Below are 17,271 nucleotides of genomic sequence, written 5' to 3'. Positions count from 1 at the left end.
CCTCGCTCGGACGGGCGAGGCCCGTGACGACAGGTCAGTTCCGGGTGAGCTCGCCGTCGACAACTCGCCACAGCTGCTGCGGGTTGGCCTCGCGCAGCGGCTCGGGGAGCAGGTCGTCGGGGAAGTTCTGGTAGGTGACCGGACGGACGAACCTCTCGATCGCGCCCATGCCCACCGAGGTGAAACGGCTGTCGGACGTGGCCGGGAACGGGCCGCCGTGGGTGGAGGCGTAGGAGACCTCCTGCGGCATCGAGAAGGCGTTGAACACGATCCGGCCGGTGCGGCGCTCCAGGATCGGCAGGAGCTGCTCGGCGGCGGCACGGTCGGCGGCCTCGGCGTGCAGCGTGGCCGACAGCTGTCCGCGGAACGCGCGGGCCACTTCGAGGAGTTGATCCGTACCGGTCAGCTTCACGAGCAGGACGGCCGGGCCGAAGACCTCCTCTCGCAGGGCGGGCTCGGCCAGCAGCTGCTCCCCTGTGACCTCGTGGAGAAAGGACTGGCCGTCCCACGTGTCGTCCGGGGCCGGGGCGCCTGCGGCGATCCGGGTGGCGCCGTGTTCGTCCATGCGCTGCACGTTGCGGACGTAGGCGCCGTGAATGCCGGGCGTCAGCATGGTGCGTGCGGCGGCCTTCTCCACCTCGGCGCGCGCCGCGTCCCGCAGCTCCTCGAAGCCGGGGCCGTCGACGGCGAGGAGGACGGCCGGCTTCAGACAGGCCTGTCCGACGTTGTACATGGCGCGCTGCGCCAGGCCACCACCGATCTCGGCGGCGCGGGCCGCCAGAGCGGCGGGCAGGACGAAGGTCGGATTGACGCTGGTCATCTCGGTGAACACGGGGATGGGGTCGGGGCGTTGCTGGGCGCGCCGGTAGAGGGCCATGCCGCCGGCCTCGGAGCCGGTGAAGGTGACGGCCCGGACCAGTGGGTGGTCCACGAGTGCCTCACCGATCTCGTTGCCGGCGCCTCGGACGAGGGAGAAGACGCCTTCGTGGAGTCCAGCTTCGGCGACGGCCTGCTGGATGACGCGGCCCTCGATCTCGGAGGCACCGGGGTGTGCGTTGTGCGCCTTGACGACGACGGGGCATCCGGCGGCGAGGGCTGAGGCGGTGTCGCCGCCGGCGACCGAGTAGGAGATCGGGAAGTTGCTCGCGCCGAAGATCACCACGGGTCCGAGGGCCACCTTCTGCAGCCGGTGGTCCTGGCGCGGTGCGGGCTGCCGGTCCGGTTGTGCCGGGTCGATGGTCGCCTGGAGGTAACGTCCCTGGCGGACGACGGTGGCGAACTTGCGGAAGACGCCGGCCGTCCGTATGGCCTCGCCCTCGAACTGCGCGGCGGGCAGCCCGGTTTCCAGGGCGAGGCGTGCGGCGAGGTCGTCCTTGGCCGCCTCGAGCTTGTCCGCGACGAGGTCGAGGAACGCGGCCCGCCGGGCCGGCCCGGTGTGGCTGTAGCTGTCGAAGGCATCGTCGGCCAGGCGGACCGCGCGGTCGACCTCGGCCGGCCCCCCGAAGGCGAACTCGGGTTCGACGAGTTCGCCGGTGGCGGGGTTGAGGGCCTTCATGGTCCCCGTGGTGGCGGGCACCTGTGCCGCTCCGATCAGCAGGTCTCCGGTCAGTGTCATGCGCGCGCTCCCTCGAATGCGGTGGTGAGTTCGTCCGTGGTGGTGATGGCGTGGGCGTAGGTGGGTCCGTTGAGCTCGTGCGCGGCGTGCATCATCGCGGGGAGGAACGCCGCGGTGGCGTCGCGCACCAGGGTCACGTGGTAGCCGAGTTCCATGGCGAATCGGCCGGTGGACTCGATACAGGTGTTCGCCAGCAGGCCGACGATCACGACATGGGTGATCCCGTGCTGCTTGAGCTGGAAGTCGAGGTCGGTGTTGGCGAAGCCGCTCTGCGCCCAGTGCTCCTGGACGACGACGTCGCCCGGCTGCGGCTGGAAGTCGGCGTGGAACTCGCCGCCCCAGGTCCCGCGGGCGAAGCTGTGGCGCTCCATGATCGCGAGCTGGGTGGGGTTGGGGTGATCCCACGTCTCGTAGTCACCCGGCTCCCAGCGGCGGTGCGGCACGAACATCACACGTATGCCGGTCTCGCGGGCGGAGGCGACGACGGAGCGCAGGTGTGCGAGCAGTCCGACCTCCTCCGCGACGGGTTCCAGGCGCGGCCAGATCTTGCCGCCCGCGGACAGGAAGTCGTTGAAGGGGTCGACCAGCAGGACGGCCGTACGGTCGGGGTCATAGGTCTGAGACACGGTTCCCGCTCCAATCTGGATGTTTCTCGTCATCCAGAAAGAAGATTACGTCCGGCATCCAGAAAGTCAAAGGTGTATGATTTTCATCATCCAGATGCGGGGCGAGCCGACCCCGCCGCCCTACGGAAGGCAGGACGGACATGGGCCACTCGCAGGCGGAGAAGGCGGCGACACGCGCACGGGTCCTGCGCCTCGCGTCACGCAGGATCCGCGCCGAAGGGGTCAGCCGTCCCGGCGTCGCGGACCTCATGAACGAGGCCGGACTGACGCACGGCGGCTTCTACAAGCACTTCGACTCTCGCGACGACCTCGTGGCCCAGGCAGCCGCCGTCGCCCTGACCGAGGGCACCGCGAAGATGGAGCGCGCCGCACGCAAGAACGATCAGGACGCGCGAGCGGGACTCATCGACGCCTACCTCGCCAAGCAGCACCGGGACGCGCCCGCCACCGGCTGCGCGCTCGTCTCCCTCGGCGCCTCCGCGGGCCGCGGCGACCAGCACTTCAAGGAGGCCTACGAACAGCAGGTGGGCACATACCTGGACCTCATCGCCGGCTTGGACGACGACGCCGAGGACGCCCGGGCCGAGGCGATGCTCACCCTCAGCGCCCTGGTCGGCGCCGTGCTCATGTCCCGGGCGGTGGCCGACAAGGCCTTCTCCGACGAACTGCTGGAGACGGTCGCGGAGCGACTGAAGCAGCAGGGGTCACAGACCTCGTCCGGCCGCGCCTGACGCACGCCCGCGGAAACGCTCGGTCGAGCTGTGCAGGCGGTGGGCCGTCAGCGCAGGAAGCCCTCGTATCTGTGCTGCTCGACCTGGCTGTTGATCTGCTTGACCGTCTCCAGGCCGACGCTCACGATGATCAGAAGGCTCGTGCCGGTGAGCTGATTGGCGCCGCCGAAACTGGCGAACGCCACGGTCGGCACGAGCGCGATGAGTCCCAGATACAGCGACCCGGGCCAGGTCAGCCGGTTGAGCACATAGCTGAGGTACTCGGCCGTGGGCCGGCCGGCCCTGATACCCGGAATGAACCCGCCGGCCTGTTTGATGTTCCCCGCCACTTCCTCGGGATTGAAAGTGATCGCCACATAGAAGAAGGCGAAGAACACGATCAACAGGAAGTACGCGGCCACGTAGTACGGATGGTCCCCCTTGACGAAGTTGCGTGTGATCCACATCGCCCAGCCCGAGGTCGAGTGCGAGAACTGGGCGATCAGGGCGGGGACATACAGGATGGACGAGGCGAAGATGACGGGGACCACGCCGGCCTGGTTCACCTTCAGGGGGATGTAGGTCGCCGTTCCGCCGTAGGACTTGCGGCCCACCATCCGCTTCGCGTACTGGACCGGGACACGACGCTGGGCCTGCTCCACGAAGACGACCAGGCCGACCATGGCGAGACCCACGAGGACGACCGCGCCGAAACCGAGCCACCCGTCCGCGATCTCGCCCTGCTGTTTCACGGCCCACAGCGCCGCCGGGAGAGTGGAGGCGATCGAGATGAAGATGAGCAGCGACATGCCGTTGCCGACCCCCCGCTCGGAGACCAGCTCGCCCATCCACATCACGCAGGCCGTGCCCGCCGTGATCGTGAGGACCATGACCACGGTCGTGAGGATGGAGGTGTCCGGCACGATGCTCCCCGCCGTCGGGCAGCCGGGGAACAACGCACCACTACGGGCGGTGGCGACGAGGCCGGTGCCCTGCAGGACGGCGAGGGCGACCGTCAGATAGCGGGTGTACTGGGTGATCTTCCCCTGCCCGGCCGCACCCTCCTTCTTCAGCGACTCCAGCCTCGGAATGACCGCGGTCAGCAACTGCAGGATGATGCTGGCGGTGATGTAGGGCAGGATCCCCAGGGCGAAGACCGTGATCTGCAGAAGCGCCCCACCGCTGAACATGTTCACCAGGCCCAGCAGGCCGCCGCTACCCGAGGCCGCCGCGTTCACACAGCTCTGGACGTTCTTGTAGGAGATCCCCGGCACGGGAACGTGGGAGCCGATGCGGTACAGCACGATGACACCCAGCGTGAAGGCCAGCTTTTTCCGCAGGTCGGGTGTTCTGAACACCTGGATCAACGCGCTGGACAACGGTTCCTCCTTCGCCCCGCGCAGGTAGGCGGAGGCGCGGAAACGCTCTTGTGAAGGGCGTACGGAAACGGCGTGCGGGCTAGGGTGACATGGGGTCGCAGAAGCGCTGCGACGAGCACCATTTTTGAATGGCCCGATCAACTCAGCAACCGGACGAGGCACGGCCGGGCCGTCCTGCGCCGCCGAGGTGCGCAGAAGACCTGCGGCCGCCTGCTTCCGGAGCCGCTGCTCGACGAAACCTGCGACGGCGCCCGGATGCACCGCCGCCAGTGTGTGGGAGGCAGGAACCCGGGCGGTGTGCGCGTGGGCCTGATCCGCGCCGAAGCGCTCCCCCGCCCCGTGTGAGGATGTGGCCCATGGCGTGGCTTAGGAAACGCGGACAGTGGTCGGTCGGGCTCGTCGCCGCGGCGAGTGCGGCGCTGACGCTCAGCGCGTGCGACCGGGGCGGCTCCGACGACGGCGCCTCCGGGGACCGCGAGGCGAGGTACCAGCGCGTCATCGAAGATCCTCACCCACGCCCCGCCGACGTCATCGAGGCGGCCGGCGCACCCACCGGCGTGGTCCGCGCCGACGACGGGTCGCTGCTCCTGACGTACGACGCCGGTAATGTCGAGGACGACGAGGGACCGGCCGCCACCGCCTGGCGCATCGTCGGTCCCGACGGCCGTACGGTCGCCGAGCACGCGGAACACGGGGACGCGGAGGCGGTGCCGGTCACGTTCAAGGGGGTGCCCGGGGGCTTCGTGCGGGTGCCGCGGGAGGGGGCCGAGGGTGCGTACGCCCTCGACGTGAGCGGCAAGCGGCGCAAGGTCACCGGGAGCGAGACTCCGTTGCGCACCCGCCCCGGCGACATCCTGCTCGCCGAGCGGGAACCGGCTCTCGTCTACCGCCCCGCCACACACACAGTCGCGCCCCCGGCCCGGCTGCCGGACGACGCCGTCCGCCTCGCCGTCGACGAGCGAGGCACGGCCTGGAGTCTGGACCAGCCACTGACCGGCGGCCCGGACCGTGTCGTACGGCAGCGCGACGGCCGCACCCTTGGTTCTACGGCCGTCCCTGAGCCGTACGCCGGGGGTGTCCTCGCCGCGCGCGGTGGCGCCGCCGCGCTGTCCCTCACCCGGGACGACGGTGTGCACGGCCTGTTGGTGACGACGGACGGCGGCGGGCACTGGCGGACGGTTCTCGACGGCGGCGTTCCCTGGAGGGAGCTGAAGCGTGGCCCGGAGTCACTGATCCTGGAGGTGCTCGCGGACGGGCGACTCCTCGTCGGCGAAGAAGGCGGCCGCCACTGGCTCGCCGACGACCGCACCGACCGCGCCTTCCACGAGCTGAGGACACCGGCGAAATTCACCTCGCTCACCGTCGACGGCACTACGCTCTACGGCATCGCGGACGCCACGACGGCGACGTACGACCTGGTGACAGGCGAAGGGCTGTGGACCTCTCACGACGGCGGACGCGAGTGGCGGCGCTACGAGCAGCGCGGTTAGCTGCGCGACGGGTGCATTGCGAACACTGACGCCTTCGCCGACCCGTGCGTGTAGGGAATCGATCAGGTCAGTTCCAGGCCACCGTCGATCGTCAGCACCTGCCCCGTGACCTGGGATGCCCGGGGATCAGCAAGGCGCAGGATCCACGTGGCGACGTCCGCGGGGTCGCCCAGGCGGCCCGTGGGGATCTGCCCGCGCTCAGCGGCACGCAGCTCCGTGATGGCCCCATCGGACAGTCCCGCTGCCGCCAGGACGTCGGTCTCGGTGGGCCCAGGGGCGATGGCGTTCACCCGGACCCCTTCACCGGCGAGTTCGAGCGCCCAGCTTCGGGTCAGCTGTTCCAGGGCGCTCTTGGTGGCGGCGTAGTGCGCTGCGCCCGCAAGAGGGCGGTGGCCGTAGGTGCTGGACACGTTCACGATGGAGCCGGAGGTCTCGCGCAGGTACGGCAGGGCCGCGTGGGCGAGCAGGCTGGGCGCCGTCACGTTCAGCTCGCACAGGTTGCCGATCACCGCGCGATCGGTCTCTGCCAGAGGCATGATGGCGGCGGCACCGGCGTTGTTCACCAGCAGGTGCAGTCGGCCCCACCGCTCCACGGCGGTACTGACCACCGTGCCGGCGGCGCCGTCCCCGCAGATGTCGAGGGGAAGGATCTCGATACCGGGATGCTTCCCGGCGGTCTCTTCGAGGGCGTCCTTGCGGCGGCCCACGCCCAGAACGTGCGCCCCCGCTTCGGCCAGGGCCACCGCCGTCGCCCGGCCGATTCCGGATCCTGCGCCGGTGACGACGGCGACACGGTCTGCGAAGGGCAGCGGGGAGAAGCTGGAGTCGGACATGTTCTTCCTTCCGGTCGTCGCGTGGAGCGGAGCGGGCCTGTGACGCAGAGACGACCGTCTCCGCTGCCCGCCTGCCGACGCCGGGCCGGACTTCACCCCGGTCTCGGCACTCGTCCAGACCGCGCCGGCCCGCTCACGCACCATTGACAGGGCAGCCCTGCCACATGTGACAACTGGAAGTTCGCCGAGGCCGAGCCGCAGGGCGGCTCCTGCACCCGTGTCTCCAACCGGGCACCCCGGTGCCGGCCCGATTCGGCGCGCCGACACCGGTAGTGCCGCATCACTTCTCGTCGCGCAGCCTGGCCGCCAAGGAGGTCAGCGGCTCGGTCGCCTCGGTGTGGCCCAGGCCGGTGAGTCGGGCGACGGCCGTGTCGAGGCGGGTGAGGGCCGGGGCGGGCCGCTTCAGGTAGAGGCCCTCCACGGCACCCGCGAAGCGGACACACTCGGCCCACTCCTCTGCGTGGTCCTGGTCCGGTCCCGGTTCACCGAGCAGGGCGAAGGTCTTCTCCAGTGCGGCCAGGGAGTCCTCGTACTCGCCGGCGTAGGCATAGACCCGCCCGTGTTCGTACGCCAGGGCCGTGTCCAGGGAACGGCCGTGCGCCTCGTACTCGGCGGCGCGGGCCTCGTCGGCGATCCGACCGGCGTCGGCGAGCTGGGCGAGGGCCTCGGCGAGGCCGTCGGGCCCCTGCTGCTGAGCCTGGAGACGGGCGAGTTCACGCAGACAGTTGCTCAGCTGCTCGTAGCGCGGGGCCCGGGCGTGGGCGGCGAGTGCCTGGCCCGCGGCCTCGCGGGCCCGCTCGAACTCGCCGGACTTGCCGAGGAGTACGGCCGTCTCCGCGGCGATCATGGCGTGGCTCCCCGGGTCGTCGTCCCAGCCGGCCGACTCGGCGGCGAGGACGACGAGTTCCGCCGTGGCGGCCTTGAGGTCGTCTCCCGTGTGCAGCGCGCGGGCGCGCGTCAGGCGCAGCTGGGCGACGAGACGGTCGTCCAGTTCTCCGGCGGCGACGTCCGGTTCGACCAGGACGGAGTCGAGCAGAGCGATGCAGTCCTCGACACGGCCCAGATCCAGGCTGAGCTGGGCCGCGTTGCTGTAGGTGCAGAACGCGTCCGTCCGGCTGCCTCGGCGAAGGTCCAGTTCCGCCGAGCGCGTCAGGTGCCGCAGTGCCTCGTCGGGGCGGCCCAGGTGCATGCAGGCCTCGGCGAGATCACCGTGGAGGCGGGCGGTGTCCACCGCGTCGGCCGGCCAGTCGGCGGCCAGTCGAACGGCCTCGGCGAGGTCCGCGTGAGCGGCCTGCGCGTCCTGGAGACCGAGCTGGAACCGGCCACGCAGTCCCAGTGTGCGGGGCAGGTGCCAGGCGGGTCCATGCGCCTTGAGATCGTCGAGGAGGCTGTCGATCTCGGTGACCGCGGTGGGCAGTTCGCCGGAGAGGGCGTGCGTGCTGGCCCGCAGGAGTCGGGCGCCGGAGATCTGCGGGACGACGGCGTGCCGGCTCGCGAAGTCGTGCAGCAGGTCCACCTCGGCGAAGACCGGCGCGATGTGCTCCTCGCTCCGGGACGCCTGAAGGCGCAGGCCGAGGACGGTCGCCCGCAGCCGCAGCAGGCGGGCCTCCTGGTACGAGGTGAGACCGGGTGTCTCCTCGTGCAGGCGGACCATGGACGCGTGAGCGGCGCTCAGCGCGGCGGTCTTCGCCTCGGCTGCGTCGCCGTCCTCGGCGGGAATGCCGGCGGCGGCGAGCAGGGCGCCGGCCCGGGCGAGCGCGGCGCGCCCGGGCGCTCCCGCGTCGTCGTACAGGCCCGCGGCCTCCTCGTAGAGGGCGGCGGCGTCGGCGAACTCGTCCTTCTCGCCCGCCCGGCCCGCCTCGTCGGCCAGCAGATCCGCGCGCAGTTGTACCAGCGGACCCACGGCCGGGTCGTCGGGATGGATGTAGTCGCGGGCCGCGACGAGCGTGTGCAGCCGCGCCCAGCAGGCCTGCGCGTCCGGATGCCCTTGCTCGTCCAACTCCCTTGCCTGGAAGATGAGTTCGGGCAGCGACTCGGGGACGGTGGCGGCCCGGCGAGCGGCCGGCACGGCGACCGGGACGGCGGCCGGGCCCACCTCGTCGAGACTGCGCGTGCGCAGGGTCAGTTCGAGGGCGTCCAGGAGCGGGGCACGGTCGAGGCGCGCCCCGCGGCGTTCGGTGTGAGCCGTGGTTCCGTTGCGGGCGTCGAAGCGGGCGGCGAGGTCGTCGGCACGGCCGCGTACCTCGGCGCGCAGGCTCGCCACCGTCCACGTGCGCCCCGCGTAACCGGCAGCGGGCAGTTCGCCGTGGCCGAGCAGTTCCACACGCCGGAGGAGGACCTCCGCGCCGGTGAGGAAGTCGAACTGGCCCTGCGGCGAGTCCACTTCGTCGAACAGGTTGCGGTTCTCGGAGAGCAGTTCCAGACCGCGCGCCTCGTTGCCGGTCAGCGCGCAGAACTCCAGGTGCCGGCCGACCTCTCCGGCCATCGAGGGGTTGCGGCGGCAGGCGCGGTACCCGGCGAGATGCAGTTCCCGGGCCTTGTCGGCGCCGCCCGTGCGCAGCAGCGGAAGCAGCGCGTACGAGATGGAGCGGGCGGGCTCCTCCTGGCAGGAGTCCTTCCCGGCGAGGACGGGCTCCCATGTGCGCAGCGCCCGTTCGTCGTCGCCCGCGGCGAGGTGGTGCAGGGCGCGCTCGCAGATCTCGCAGGCCTCGCAGTCGCTGAGCCGGCTGCGGCTGCGACCGGCCCACAGTTCGTACGCGAGGGCGGTGTCCTCACCGACGTGGGCGGCCAGTTGGTACGCCTGGCCGTAGTACGGCTGGAGGTCGAGGCCGGCCTTCACGTACCGGTCGCGCATCTCGGTCTGCCACTGGCGCAGGCTGGCCAGCGGCACCTCCGGCAGGGCCCGCAGGGCGTTGGCCACCCATTTGAACCGCCAGAACAGCATGTGCCGCAGGCGCTCGTCGAAGACGTCGGGCTGCTCGTCGAAGAGATTCAGCAACCGTGCGAAGACGACGGGCGACTTCCGGGGTTCGGCTCCGTAGGTGTAGGCCTCCTGGAGCTCCAGGAGCGCGTACGCGAGCGGCTCCGGCTCCCCGAACTGTTCGGCGGCGTCGACGAGTTCCTCGGCAGTGACGGTGCGGGTGCGCCCGTAGGGGCGACGGTCGTTCTCGCTCAGGGCCTGGAAGAGCTCGTCGGTGGTCTGGGGTGCGGTCGGCATCGTCAGATGTCCTTGCGGAGGGCGTGGGCGAGGAGGTCGAGGAAGGAGCGGTTGATGAGGCTCGATTCGGCGGGCCGCAGCGGGCGCCGGGACAGCATCACGGCCTGCCCGTAGAGGGCTTCGGCGCTGGTGCGGGCCAGTTCGGGCTCGTCGATGGTCACGGCGGTGCGGACCAGCGGGTTGAGCTGATTGAGGATCAGTTGGGCGCGGGGGGCTTCCTGGCGCAGTGCGCCGAGGATGTCGCCCCACAGGCCGCCCTCCTGCTCGCGGGCGAGCTGAGAGCGGGTGCGCTCGTGCCGGGCCTCGCGGCTGTCGACGAGGAGTGCGGGCGCGGACGCGGGCTGGAAGGATCGGAGCGCGACGTCGCAGTCGAAGACGGCGAGGGCGTCGCGGGCCAGGGCGAGATAGGCCGTGGCGGCCAGTTCCGTCTCCCGGTCGACCGGGTCGAGATGGGCGGTGAGGGTCGCCGGGTCGAGGTCGGCGACGTTGTTCTCGGGCCTGATCTCGGGGAGCCGGTGGACCAGTTCGCGGTCGTAGGTGTAGCCGCCGTTGACGACGCCGAGACCGGCGGCCGAGGCGATCGCGGCGACCTGCCGGAACTCCTCCACGCTCGATGTCACGAGCACGGTGCGGTGGGTGCGCGCGAACTCGTCGAGGGTGGCGTGCCCGTCGGTGGTCTCGAACGGCAGCCAGGGCAGCAGCATCCGCAGGATCTCGTCGTCGTGCACCGCGAGCGACTTCACGGCCAGGTGGTGGACCTGAAGGAAGCGGGCGAGCAGCTCCGGGTCGCTGGCGGCGGCCCGGGCGATCCACGCGCGCAGACGCTCGGCGAGGGCGTCGCGGACGGCGGCGAGCGTGTCGTCCTCGTACAGGGACTCGCGGGACGCCGTCGGACGCAGGCTCTCGGCGTCGACGACGCAGCGGACGAAGAACGCCCACTCGGGGAGGATCTCCTCGGCCTGCTCGGACAGCAGCATGCCCTTGACGTGCACGCGGTGGCCGTGGCGGCGCCCGGCCGGTACCGCCTCGGGCAGCACGCACGCGATGCCCTTCAGGCCGACCGCCGGGAGGTCCAGCTCGATGGTGTCGAGCGGTGTGAACCCGAAGACGTCCTCGCCGTACGCGGCCAGGGCCCGGGAGCGGGCTCCCGGCGTGGCGTACGTACGGGTCCAAGGCGCCGGCTCGGGGTTGACGGACGCGCCCGGACCGCCCGTGCCGTCGTCGAAGGTCACCGGGTGGCGCAGCAGGGAGCCGAAGTGCCGGGCCAGCGCGTGCACCTGCGCCGGCCGGGTCCACTCCCCCGCGTCGGCCCTCGGGGTGAGTGTGACGGTGGTGCCGGGGCGGGGGCGGGCGGAGGCGGGCAGGGTGCGGACGGTGTAGCTTCCGTCGCCGCGACCGCGCCACTCCACGGCGGGTGCGTCGGGTGTGCGGGCGGAGCGGCTCAGGACGTGGATCTCGTCCGCGACCAGGAAGCAGGAGAGCAGGCCGATACCGAACTGGCCGATGAAGTCGCCGCGTTGTTCGACGATCTTCCCCCAGCCTCGAATGGGCTCGTCCGCGGTGCCCCCCGTGGCGCGCTTGCTGCTGCGGCCGATCGTGGCGAGGAAGGTGTGCACGTCGGCCTCGGTGAGGCCGACGCCGTCGTCCTCGACACGTACCACCGAGCCGTCGGCATACAGGCGGATGCCGTAGTCGTCGGCGGGGGCGGCCGGTTCGAGGCCGTGCCGGGCGGTCAGCGCGTCCACCGCGTTCTGCAGGAGTTCGCGCAGGTAGACGCGGGGGCTGGAGTAGAGGTGGTGGGAGAGCAGATCGACGAGGCCGCGCAGATCCACTTGGAAGGTGCGGTCGGCGCCGGCCGGGTTCGCGGCGGTGTCGGGCAGAGTCATCGGACAGTCCTGGGAGGGCGACGAGGGGACGGGCGGGACCGACGCGGCGAGCGGTCATCAGGCGCGGCGGTGGTGGTGACGGGCGGAACCCGGGCGGCGAACTCTCAGCCGCGCCGGTGGTGACGGGCGGAACCGGGGCGGCGAGCTCTCAGGCGCGCCGGTGGTGACGCGCGAACTGCTTCTCGGGCTCCGCGAAGTAGGTCCAGGGCCACTTGGTGTATGCGCCGTCGAGGGTCAGGAAGACACGCCGGATGGTGTGACGCTCTGCGGCCAGCGCCAGGGCCATGGCGAACATGTTGAAGTCGTGCTGCCAGCCCGGCCGACGTACGTAGGAGGGGTGGAGGATGCTGCGGTCGGCCGCGTCGCGCAACTCGGCCTGGATCTCGGGGGTTTCCAGGCAGTCCCCGCGATCCGACTCGACCCAGTCCTCTATGTGCGCCATGGCGATGACGCAGCCGAGGCGATGCCCCAGCGGGGCACGGGCGAACGCGTCGCGGGCGAACGCCAGGGCCTGACCGGGCTCGCCGCTCCAGCGGGGCTGCAACTGCGACACCCACTCGACATGGGTCTCCAGGTCCAGCGGGTCGCGGCGCAGCGCGGCGTCGAGCCGGGTCTCGTTGACGACCGGGCCCAGCGACATACCGCGCCCGGAGGTCAGCAGGCGGCTCCATGGTGTGACCCATTCCGGCTGCAGCTCTGCGGCCTCGAGGAGTTGTTCCTCGGCGATCCGGAGCCGCTCGTGGAAGACCCGCCACTGCTCCTGCGAGACGTTCACGGCACGAGCGGAGGTGCGCGCCTCCCAGCCCCAGCTGATGTGGCGCGTCCCGGATATCAACAGGGCCGTCGCGCGATGTTCCTTGTCCTCCTCGACGGCCCGGCCGATCCAGTCCTGCACACCGTCCAAGTCGGCCAGTTCACCGAGGACTTGGTGATCGCGCCCGAGGTCGAAGGGGGCCAGCGCCGACTTGACCGCTTCCCAGTCACCGGCGTCCGCCGCCTCCACCAGCGTCAGCACCCGCCTGTCGCCGAGCGCGCGCAACGCGTACATGCCGCCTTTCTGCCTGCGCGGGACGGGAAGGGCGTGCGGATCCGCCTCCGGTCTCTCCCCACCCTTGCCGAACAGCTTGCCCAACATGCAGCGCCCTCCCCAGGTCCCGCGTGATCTTCGGGTGCAGCATAAGCGGTCCCACCGACACCGCTTCCACAGGGTTTTCACCGGCGCTTCATGAGCCCCTGCTCCCCCGTCCCCTCGTTTCCTCGAACCCCTCCGCGTCGCTCCCTCGCGCCCCCGTCGGTACAAGTGCATCCTTGGAGACACGGACCGCGCACCGCACCGCACCGCACCGCACCGCACCGACGATCAAGACGTACGTCCACCTCCGCGGCGCGCGGTTCGGCCACGGCGGACCAAGGAGATCACCCGATGACCGTGAGCAACCGTTGGAGTTCTGTCGGGTGTCCCGATGCGGTGGTGGTGTGAGCGCCCTCGTGGTCCGAGCCGTCGGCACCGAGCGGCTGGACCTGCTGCCGCTGCGGGCGGAGCACGCCGAGGAGATGGCCGTGGTGCTGTCCGATCCGGCCCTGCACCAGTTCATCGGCGGGATCCCGGACACCCCTCAAGCACTTCACTCGCGCTACCGCCGCATGACCGCAGGCTCTCCCGATCCGGCCGTGTCCTGGCTGAACTGGGTGATCCGGCTCCGTACCGAGTCCTGTCTGACGGGCACGGTCCAGGCGACGGTCGGCCACGGCGGCGACGGGCTCGTCGCCGAGATCGCCTGGGTGGTGGGGACTCCGTGGCAGGGAAGAGGCCTCGCCACCGAAGCGGTACGAGGACTCGTCGACTGGCTCGGCAGCCGGCCGGTCCACAGCGTCGTCGCCCACATCCACCCCGACCACCGGGCCTCGGCCGCCGTCGCCGCCGCCGCGGGGCTCACGCCCACGGACGAGTGGTACGACGGTGAGATCCGGTGGCACCGGACCATCGGGCGATGACAGCGCCGCGCCGTACGGCGTCGGGGTGCCGGGGTGGCGCTGTGCGGCTATTGCGGCCTGGCCAGCCACTCGTCGAAGGTGGTGGGCGCGATGCGGGCGCCGTCGCCCGGCAGGAGCACGTCGCCGGCCATCTCCGTACCGAAGATCGATGACCACGTGGGCACGAGCTCGACCGTGCGTCCGCGTGCGTCGTTGGTACGCCGAGCCATGTCCACCAGGTCCTGCGGCTCCGGGCCGGCGACATCGCGGTAGCGCCCCTGCGGTGGACCGGTGGCGATCTCGGCGAGGATGTCGGCGACGTCCGAGGGGGCGATCGGCTGCACGAGCAACGGCGCGATCGTGGCGACGCCGCCCTGTTCGGTCCAACTCACCACCGTCGCGGCGAAGTCGTGGAACTGTGTGAAAGGAACGACGGTCCAAGGCACCGGGCCATCGACCACGAGGCGCTCCTGCTCCCGCTTGCCCGCGTAGTGTGCGTTGCCTTCGATGCGATGGACGCCGACGATCGTGAGCAGCACGTGGTGACGGACACCGGCCCGTGCCTCGGCGGCGAGCAGGTTCCGGGTGGTGGTGGCGAAGAACGCCACGGTCTCGTCCCGGTCGGTCGCCTCGTGGCTCGTGGCGTCCACGACGGCGTCGACACCGGTCAGGGCGGCATCGAGGCCGTCACCCGTCGTCAGGTCCACACCGAGCGAGCGGCTGATGCGCACGACCTCGTGTCCGGCCTGTTCCAGGACTGTGGCTGTGCGGGCGCCGATGTTCCCCGTCGCTCCGGCGACGGCGATGCGCAGGGCGGGCATGGTGGTCCCTTCTGTGCCGCTCGTGCTGCCGTTCCGCCTTCGCTTCCCCGCCGTCGGAGTCAGCAGGGTTGAGCGGCCGCGGAGGTGCGCTCCTTCAGCGTCGCCCTCGGCGGCCACCACCGCACCCCGGCAGCCGGCGTCACCGCAGCCACATCGTCCGGCTCGGTCGAGTGGCCGCCGCTTCGGTCGGCCGCCCTGACCGATCGATCGGGCGTACGCTCGAAGGGCGCCGAAGTCGTCAAGTGCGGCATCCGGCCGCCGCAGGCGCATGCGTCACGACTCACGCGGTCGCTGTCATCCCCCGCGGGTCCGCTTCCAGGCCCTCCCCCGGCACCCGCTGACGCACCCGCCGACCGGCGACGCACGCCCGTTTCCGTGCGCGGACGCAAGGGCGGGCGCGGACGCGGCGCGGGCGCGGACGCGGCGCGGGCGCAGACGCGGCGCGGGCGCAGACGCGGCGCGGGCGCAGACACGAATGCGCGTGCGAATGCGGTGCGGTCCGGTCACGGAGAAGGAGGCGGACCCATGGCTGCCAGACACCTCGCCCTCATCACCGGCGCGGGCGACGTGGGGCGAAACGTCGTCGAGAGGCTGCGCTCGCAGGACGTGCCCGTGCGTGTCGTGGTCCGCCGGGACGACGATCGTGCCGCGCGGCTGCGTGCACTCGGTGCGGAGGTCGTCCTCGGCGACCTCACACGACCGGACACCGTCGCGGCCGCCTTGGAGGGCACCCGGAGCATGTACTTCGCCATGCCGGTGTCACCCGACCACCTTCTCGCGGCGACCGCCGTGGCGAGTGTCGCGCGGGAGTACGACAAGCTGGACGCCCTCATCGACATGTCACAGATGACCGTGTCGCAGATGACGGCCACCAGCACCGCGGAGTCCCGCCAGCAGCGGCTGCACTGGCTGGCGGAGCAGGTGTTCAACTGGTCGGGTCTGCCCGTCACGCACATCCGCCCTACGGCCTTCCTCGACAACCCGCTGTTCACCACGCTTCCGGCCCGGACGATCCGCAGGAACGGCACCATCGAGCTGCCGTTCGGAACCGGACGCACTTCACCGATCGCCGTGGACGACGTCGCCAGGGTGATCGCGACCGTGCTGAGTGACCCCGGCCCCCACGTGGGGCACGTCTACGAACTGACCGGACCACGGACGGTCGACATGACGGAGATGGCCGACGCCTTCTCGAAGGCATTGGGCCGCCCGGTCTCCTACGTGGACGTCCCTCTCGACCGGTGGCGCGAGGAGGTGCTCTCCACGATCGGCCTGCCGCCGCACGTCGAGGAGCACATCGTCACCATGTGCCGCCTCCATCACCAGAACCGGTACGACCGGGCCTCCGACGACGTCGAGCGCCTCACCGGTGCCCCAGCGCAGACGATCGAGGAGTTCGTGGCGGCACGCAAGGACTTCTACATGGGCTGACGGCCTCCCAGGAGAACACCGCTCGCCTCGTGACAGGCCGTGCGCGTAGCGTCGGCGCGTCTCCGAGGGAGCCGTCTTCATGGGTGCCGATCGCTGTGCCGAGTCGCACGACGCCGCGAGAGCCGCGTTCGTCCGCGTTCCCGGCAGACGGAAGCCGCTCAGCGCAGTACGGCCGCCAGCAGGTCGGACCCCAGCGCCGTCAGATCGGGCAGATCGAGGGCGTGGCGAACGTAACGGCCGTGCCGCCGGGACGTGAGGAGGCCCGCGCGGCGCAGGACGGCGAGGTGGCGGGAGACCTCAGGGGGTGAGAGTTCCCAGGCGTGGGCCAGCTCTCCGGTGGTGTGCGGGCCGCGGGCCAGGGTGCGCAGCAGCCGCAGCCGTACCGGATGCGCGAGCGCCTCCAGCCGTAGCGTGACGGTTTCCAGTGACACCGGTTGCGACGGACTCGGCCCGGCGACGGGGTACTGCACCACCGGCTGCCGCCCCGGCGCGTGCACCACCACCAGGTGCGGACTGCCGAAGACGCTGGGAAGGAAGGTGACCCCGGTGCCGTGGGCGGCGTTCGCCTTGTCCTGCAGCTTGTCCACGACGATGCAGTCGCCGTCCGGTGCCAGGGTGACGGCGCTTGAGATCGATGCGAGTGCCGCGCCGATGCCCTGGCGCTTCAGCAGATCGTTCTTCAGGCGCAGGTCGGTTGCCAGTTGCACGGCGACACCCGTCCAGGCGGCGTCGAAGAAGGCCTCGGCGCACTGTTCGAGGGTCTGACGCACCCGTGCCCGCACGGCGGCCGGGTCCGCGAGCAGCCGCTCCGCGAACGCCTCTTGGAGCGCGCCGCGGGCCTGGGCGAGATCCAGGGCCCGCTCGCGCGCCGTCGCGTCGGTGAGCGGCGACGGCGCGGCGAAGTGGACGCGGTTGCTGCCGCACGTGGTGGTGAGCGCGGCGGTCACATAGATCTCGTCGTCGATCCGGTCCACGTCGTCCAACTCCTCGGCGAGGGTCGGCCGAGGCCGGGCGGGGACCAGGAAGTCGGCTCGTGAGGAACGCCAGAGGAACTCCGCCTCCCTGAGCCGCTCGGCCAGCTCCGGCCGCAGCCCGGACCAGACGTCCCCGGCCCAGCCTGCGCGCTGCGGATGGTGCCCGGGCTCGGCGAGCACGTGCAGCATCGCGGTCAGCTCGGCGAGCGGGGAAGCGGCGAACCGCACTCGCTCCGACGGCAGGCCACCGATGTCGATCCTCAACGTCATCCCTCCAGCATCGCCGACCGGGCGGCCGCTGACCGCGTCGGTTGA

13 protein-coding genes are annotated in these 17,271 nt (G+C 71.3%); 4 read left to right on the top strand and 9 right to left on the bottom strand.

Annotated elements, in window-relative coordinates; genetic code table 11:
• Positions 1–34 precede the first annotated feature (34 nt).
• Positions 35–1,615, bottom strand: coding sequence for an aldehyde dehydrogenase (NADP(+)) (locus H305_RS0108340; protein WP_028799997.1), 1,581 nt, complete (start codon positions 1,613–1,615; stop codon positions 35–37).
• Positions 1,612–2,241 (bottom strand): isochorismatase family cysteine hydrolase, encoded by a 630-nt coding sequence (locus tag H305_RS0108335; protein WP_028799996.1) that lies wholly within the window; start codon positions 2,239–2,241, stop codon positions 1,612–1,614. Before H305_RS0108335 ends, H305_RS0108340 begins: the two co-directional genes overlap by 4 nt.
• Before the next feature lie 140 nt (positions 2,242–2,381).
• Here H305_RS0108335 and H305_RS0108330 point away from each other — a divergent pair, with 140 nt between their 5' ends.
• Positions 2,382–2,972, top strand: coding sequence for a TetR/AcrR family transcriptional regulator (locus tag H305_RS0108330; protein WP_028799995.1), 591 nt, complete (start codon positions 2,382–2,384; stop codon positions 2,970–2,972).
• A 47-nt stretch (positions 2,973–3,019) separates the two neighbouring features.
• Here the strand turns inward: H305_RS0108330 and secY are convergent, their stop codons facing one another.
• On the bottom strand, positions 3,020–4,330 hold the full coding sequence (secY, locus tag H305_RS0108325) for a preprotein translocase subunit SecY (RefSeq protein WP_028799994.1): 1,311 nt from the start codon (positions 4,328–4,330) through the stop codon (positions 3,020–3,022).
• A 356-nt stretch (positions 4,331–4,686) separates the two neighbouring features.
• Between secY and H305_RS0108320 the strand changes: the two genes are divergently transcribed.
• A complete protein-coding gene (locus H305_RS0108320) occupies positions 4,687–5,820 on the top strand; it encodes a hypothetical protein (RefSeq protein ID WP_028799993.1) in 1,134 nt (377 codons plus the stop codon).
• A 62-nt stretch (positions 5,821–5,882) separates the two neighbouring features.
• On the opposite strand, the gene H305_RS0108315 is transcribed toward H305_RS0108320, so the two are convergent.
• The 4 genes from H305_RS0108315 to H305_RS0108300 all read right to left on the bottom strand — a co-directional run bounded on the left by H305_RS0108315 (position 5,883) and on the right by H305_RS0108300 (position 12,891).
• Positions 5,883–6,653 (bottom strand): SDR family NAD(P)-dependent oxidoreductase, encoded by a 771-nt coding sequence (locus tag H305_RS0108315; protein ID WP_028799992.1) that lies wholly within the window; start codon positions 6,651–6,653, stop codon positions 5,883–5,885.
• Between the two features lie 280 nt (positions 6,654–6,933).
• Positions 6,934–9,870: a hypothetical protein gene (locus tag H305_RS0108310; RefSeq protein ID WP_028799991.1), complete on the bottom strand. Its 2,937-nt coding sequence runs from the start codon at positions 9,868–9,870 to the stop codon at positions 6,934–6,936.
• 2 nt (positions 9,871–9,872) lie between these two features.
• Positions 9,873–11,756: an HSP90 family protein gene (locus H305_RS0108305; RefSeq protein ID WP_028799990.1), complete on the bottom strand. Its 1,884-nt coding sequence runs from the start codon at positions 11,754–11,756 to the stop codon at positions 9,873–9,875.
• Positions 11,757–11,904: 148 nt separating this feature from the next.
• Positions 11,905–12,891, bottom strand: a complete 987-nt coding sequence (locus H305_RS0108300; protein ID WP_028799989.1) for a hypothetical protein — start codon at positions 12,889–12,891, stop codon at positions 11,905–11,907.
• Positions 12,892–13,232: 341 nt separating this feature from the next.
• Here H305_RS0108300 and H305_RS0108295 point away from each other — a divergent pair, with 341 nt between their 5' ends.
• Positions 13,233–13,751, top strand: coding sequence for a GNAT family N-acetyltransferase (locus H305_RS0108295; RefSeq protein ID WP_028799988.1), 519 nt, complete (start codon positions 13,233–13,235; stop codon positions 13,749–13,751).
• Between the two features lie 47 nt (positions 13,752–13,798).
• Here H305_RS0108295 and H305_RS0108290 read toward each other — a convergent pair whose 3' ends face one another.
• Entirely contained in the window at positions 13,799–14,551 is a 753-nt protein-coding gene (locus H305_RS0108290; RefSeq protein WP_234020656.1) for an SDR family oxidoreductase, read from the bottom strand.
• A gap of 525 nt (positions 14,552–15,076) precedes the next feature.
• Here H305_RS0108290 and H305_RS0108285 point away from each other — a divergent pair.
• The gene (locus H305_RS0108285; RefSeq protein WP_028799986.1) at positions 15,077–15,982 is read left to right on the top strand and encodes an NAD(P)H-binding protein; all 906 of its coding nucleotides are present in this window, start codon (positions 15,077–15,079) and stop codon (positions 15,980–15,982) included.
• Positions 15,983–16,140: 158 nt separating this feature from the next.
• On the opposite strand, the gene H305_RS0108280 is transcribed toward H305_RS0108285, so the two are convergent.
• A complete protein-coding gene (locus H305_RS0108280) occupies positions 16,141–17,226 on the bottom strand; it encodes a helix-turn-helix domain-containing protein (protein ID WP_028799985.1) in 1,086 nt (361 codons plus the stop codon).
• Between the last annotated feature and the right edge of the window lie 45 nt (positions 17,227–17,271).

Source organism: Streptomyces sp. 142MFCol3.1 (assembly GCF_000424945.1).
Taxonomy (GTDB): Bacteria; Actinomycetota; Actinomycetes; order Streptomycetales; family Streptomycetaceae; genus Streptomyces; species Streptomyces siamensis.
This window is presented reverse-complemented; position numbering and strand designations above follow the sequence as displayed.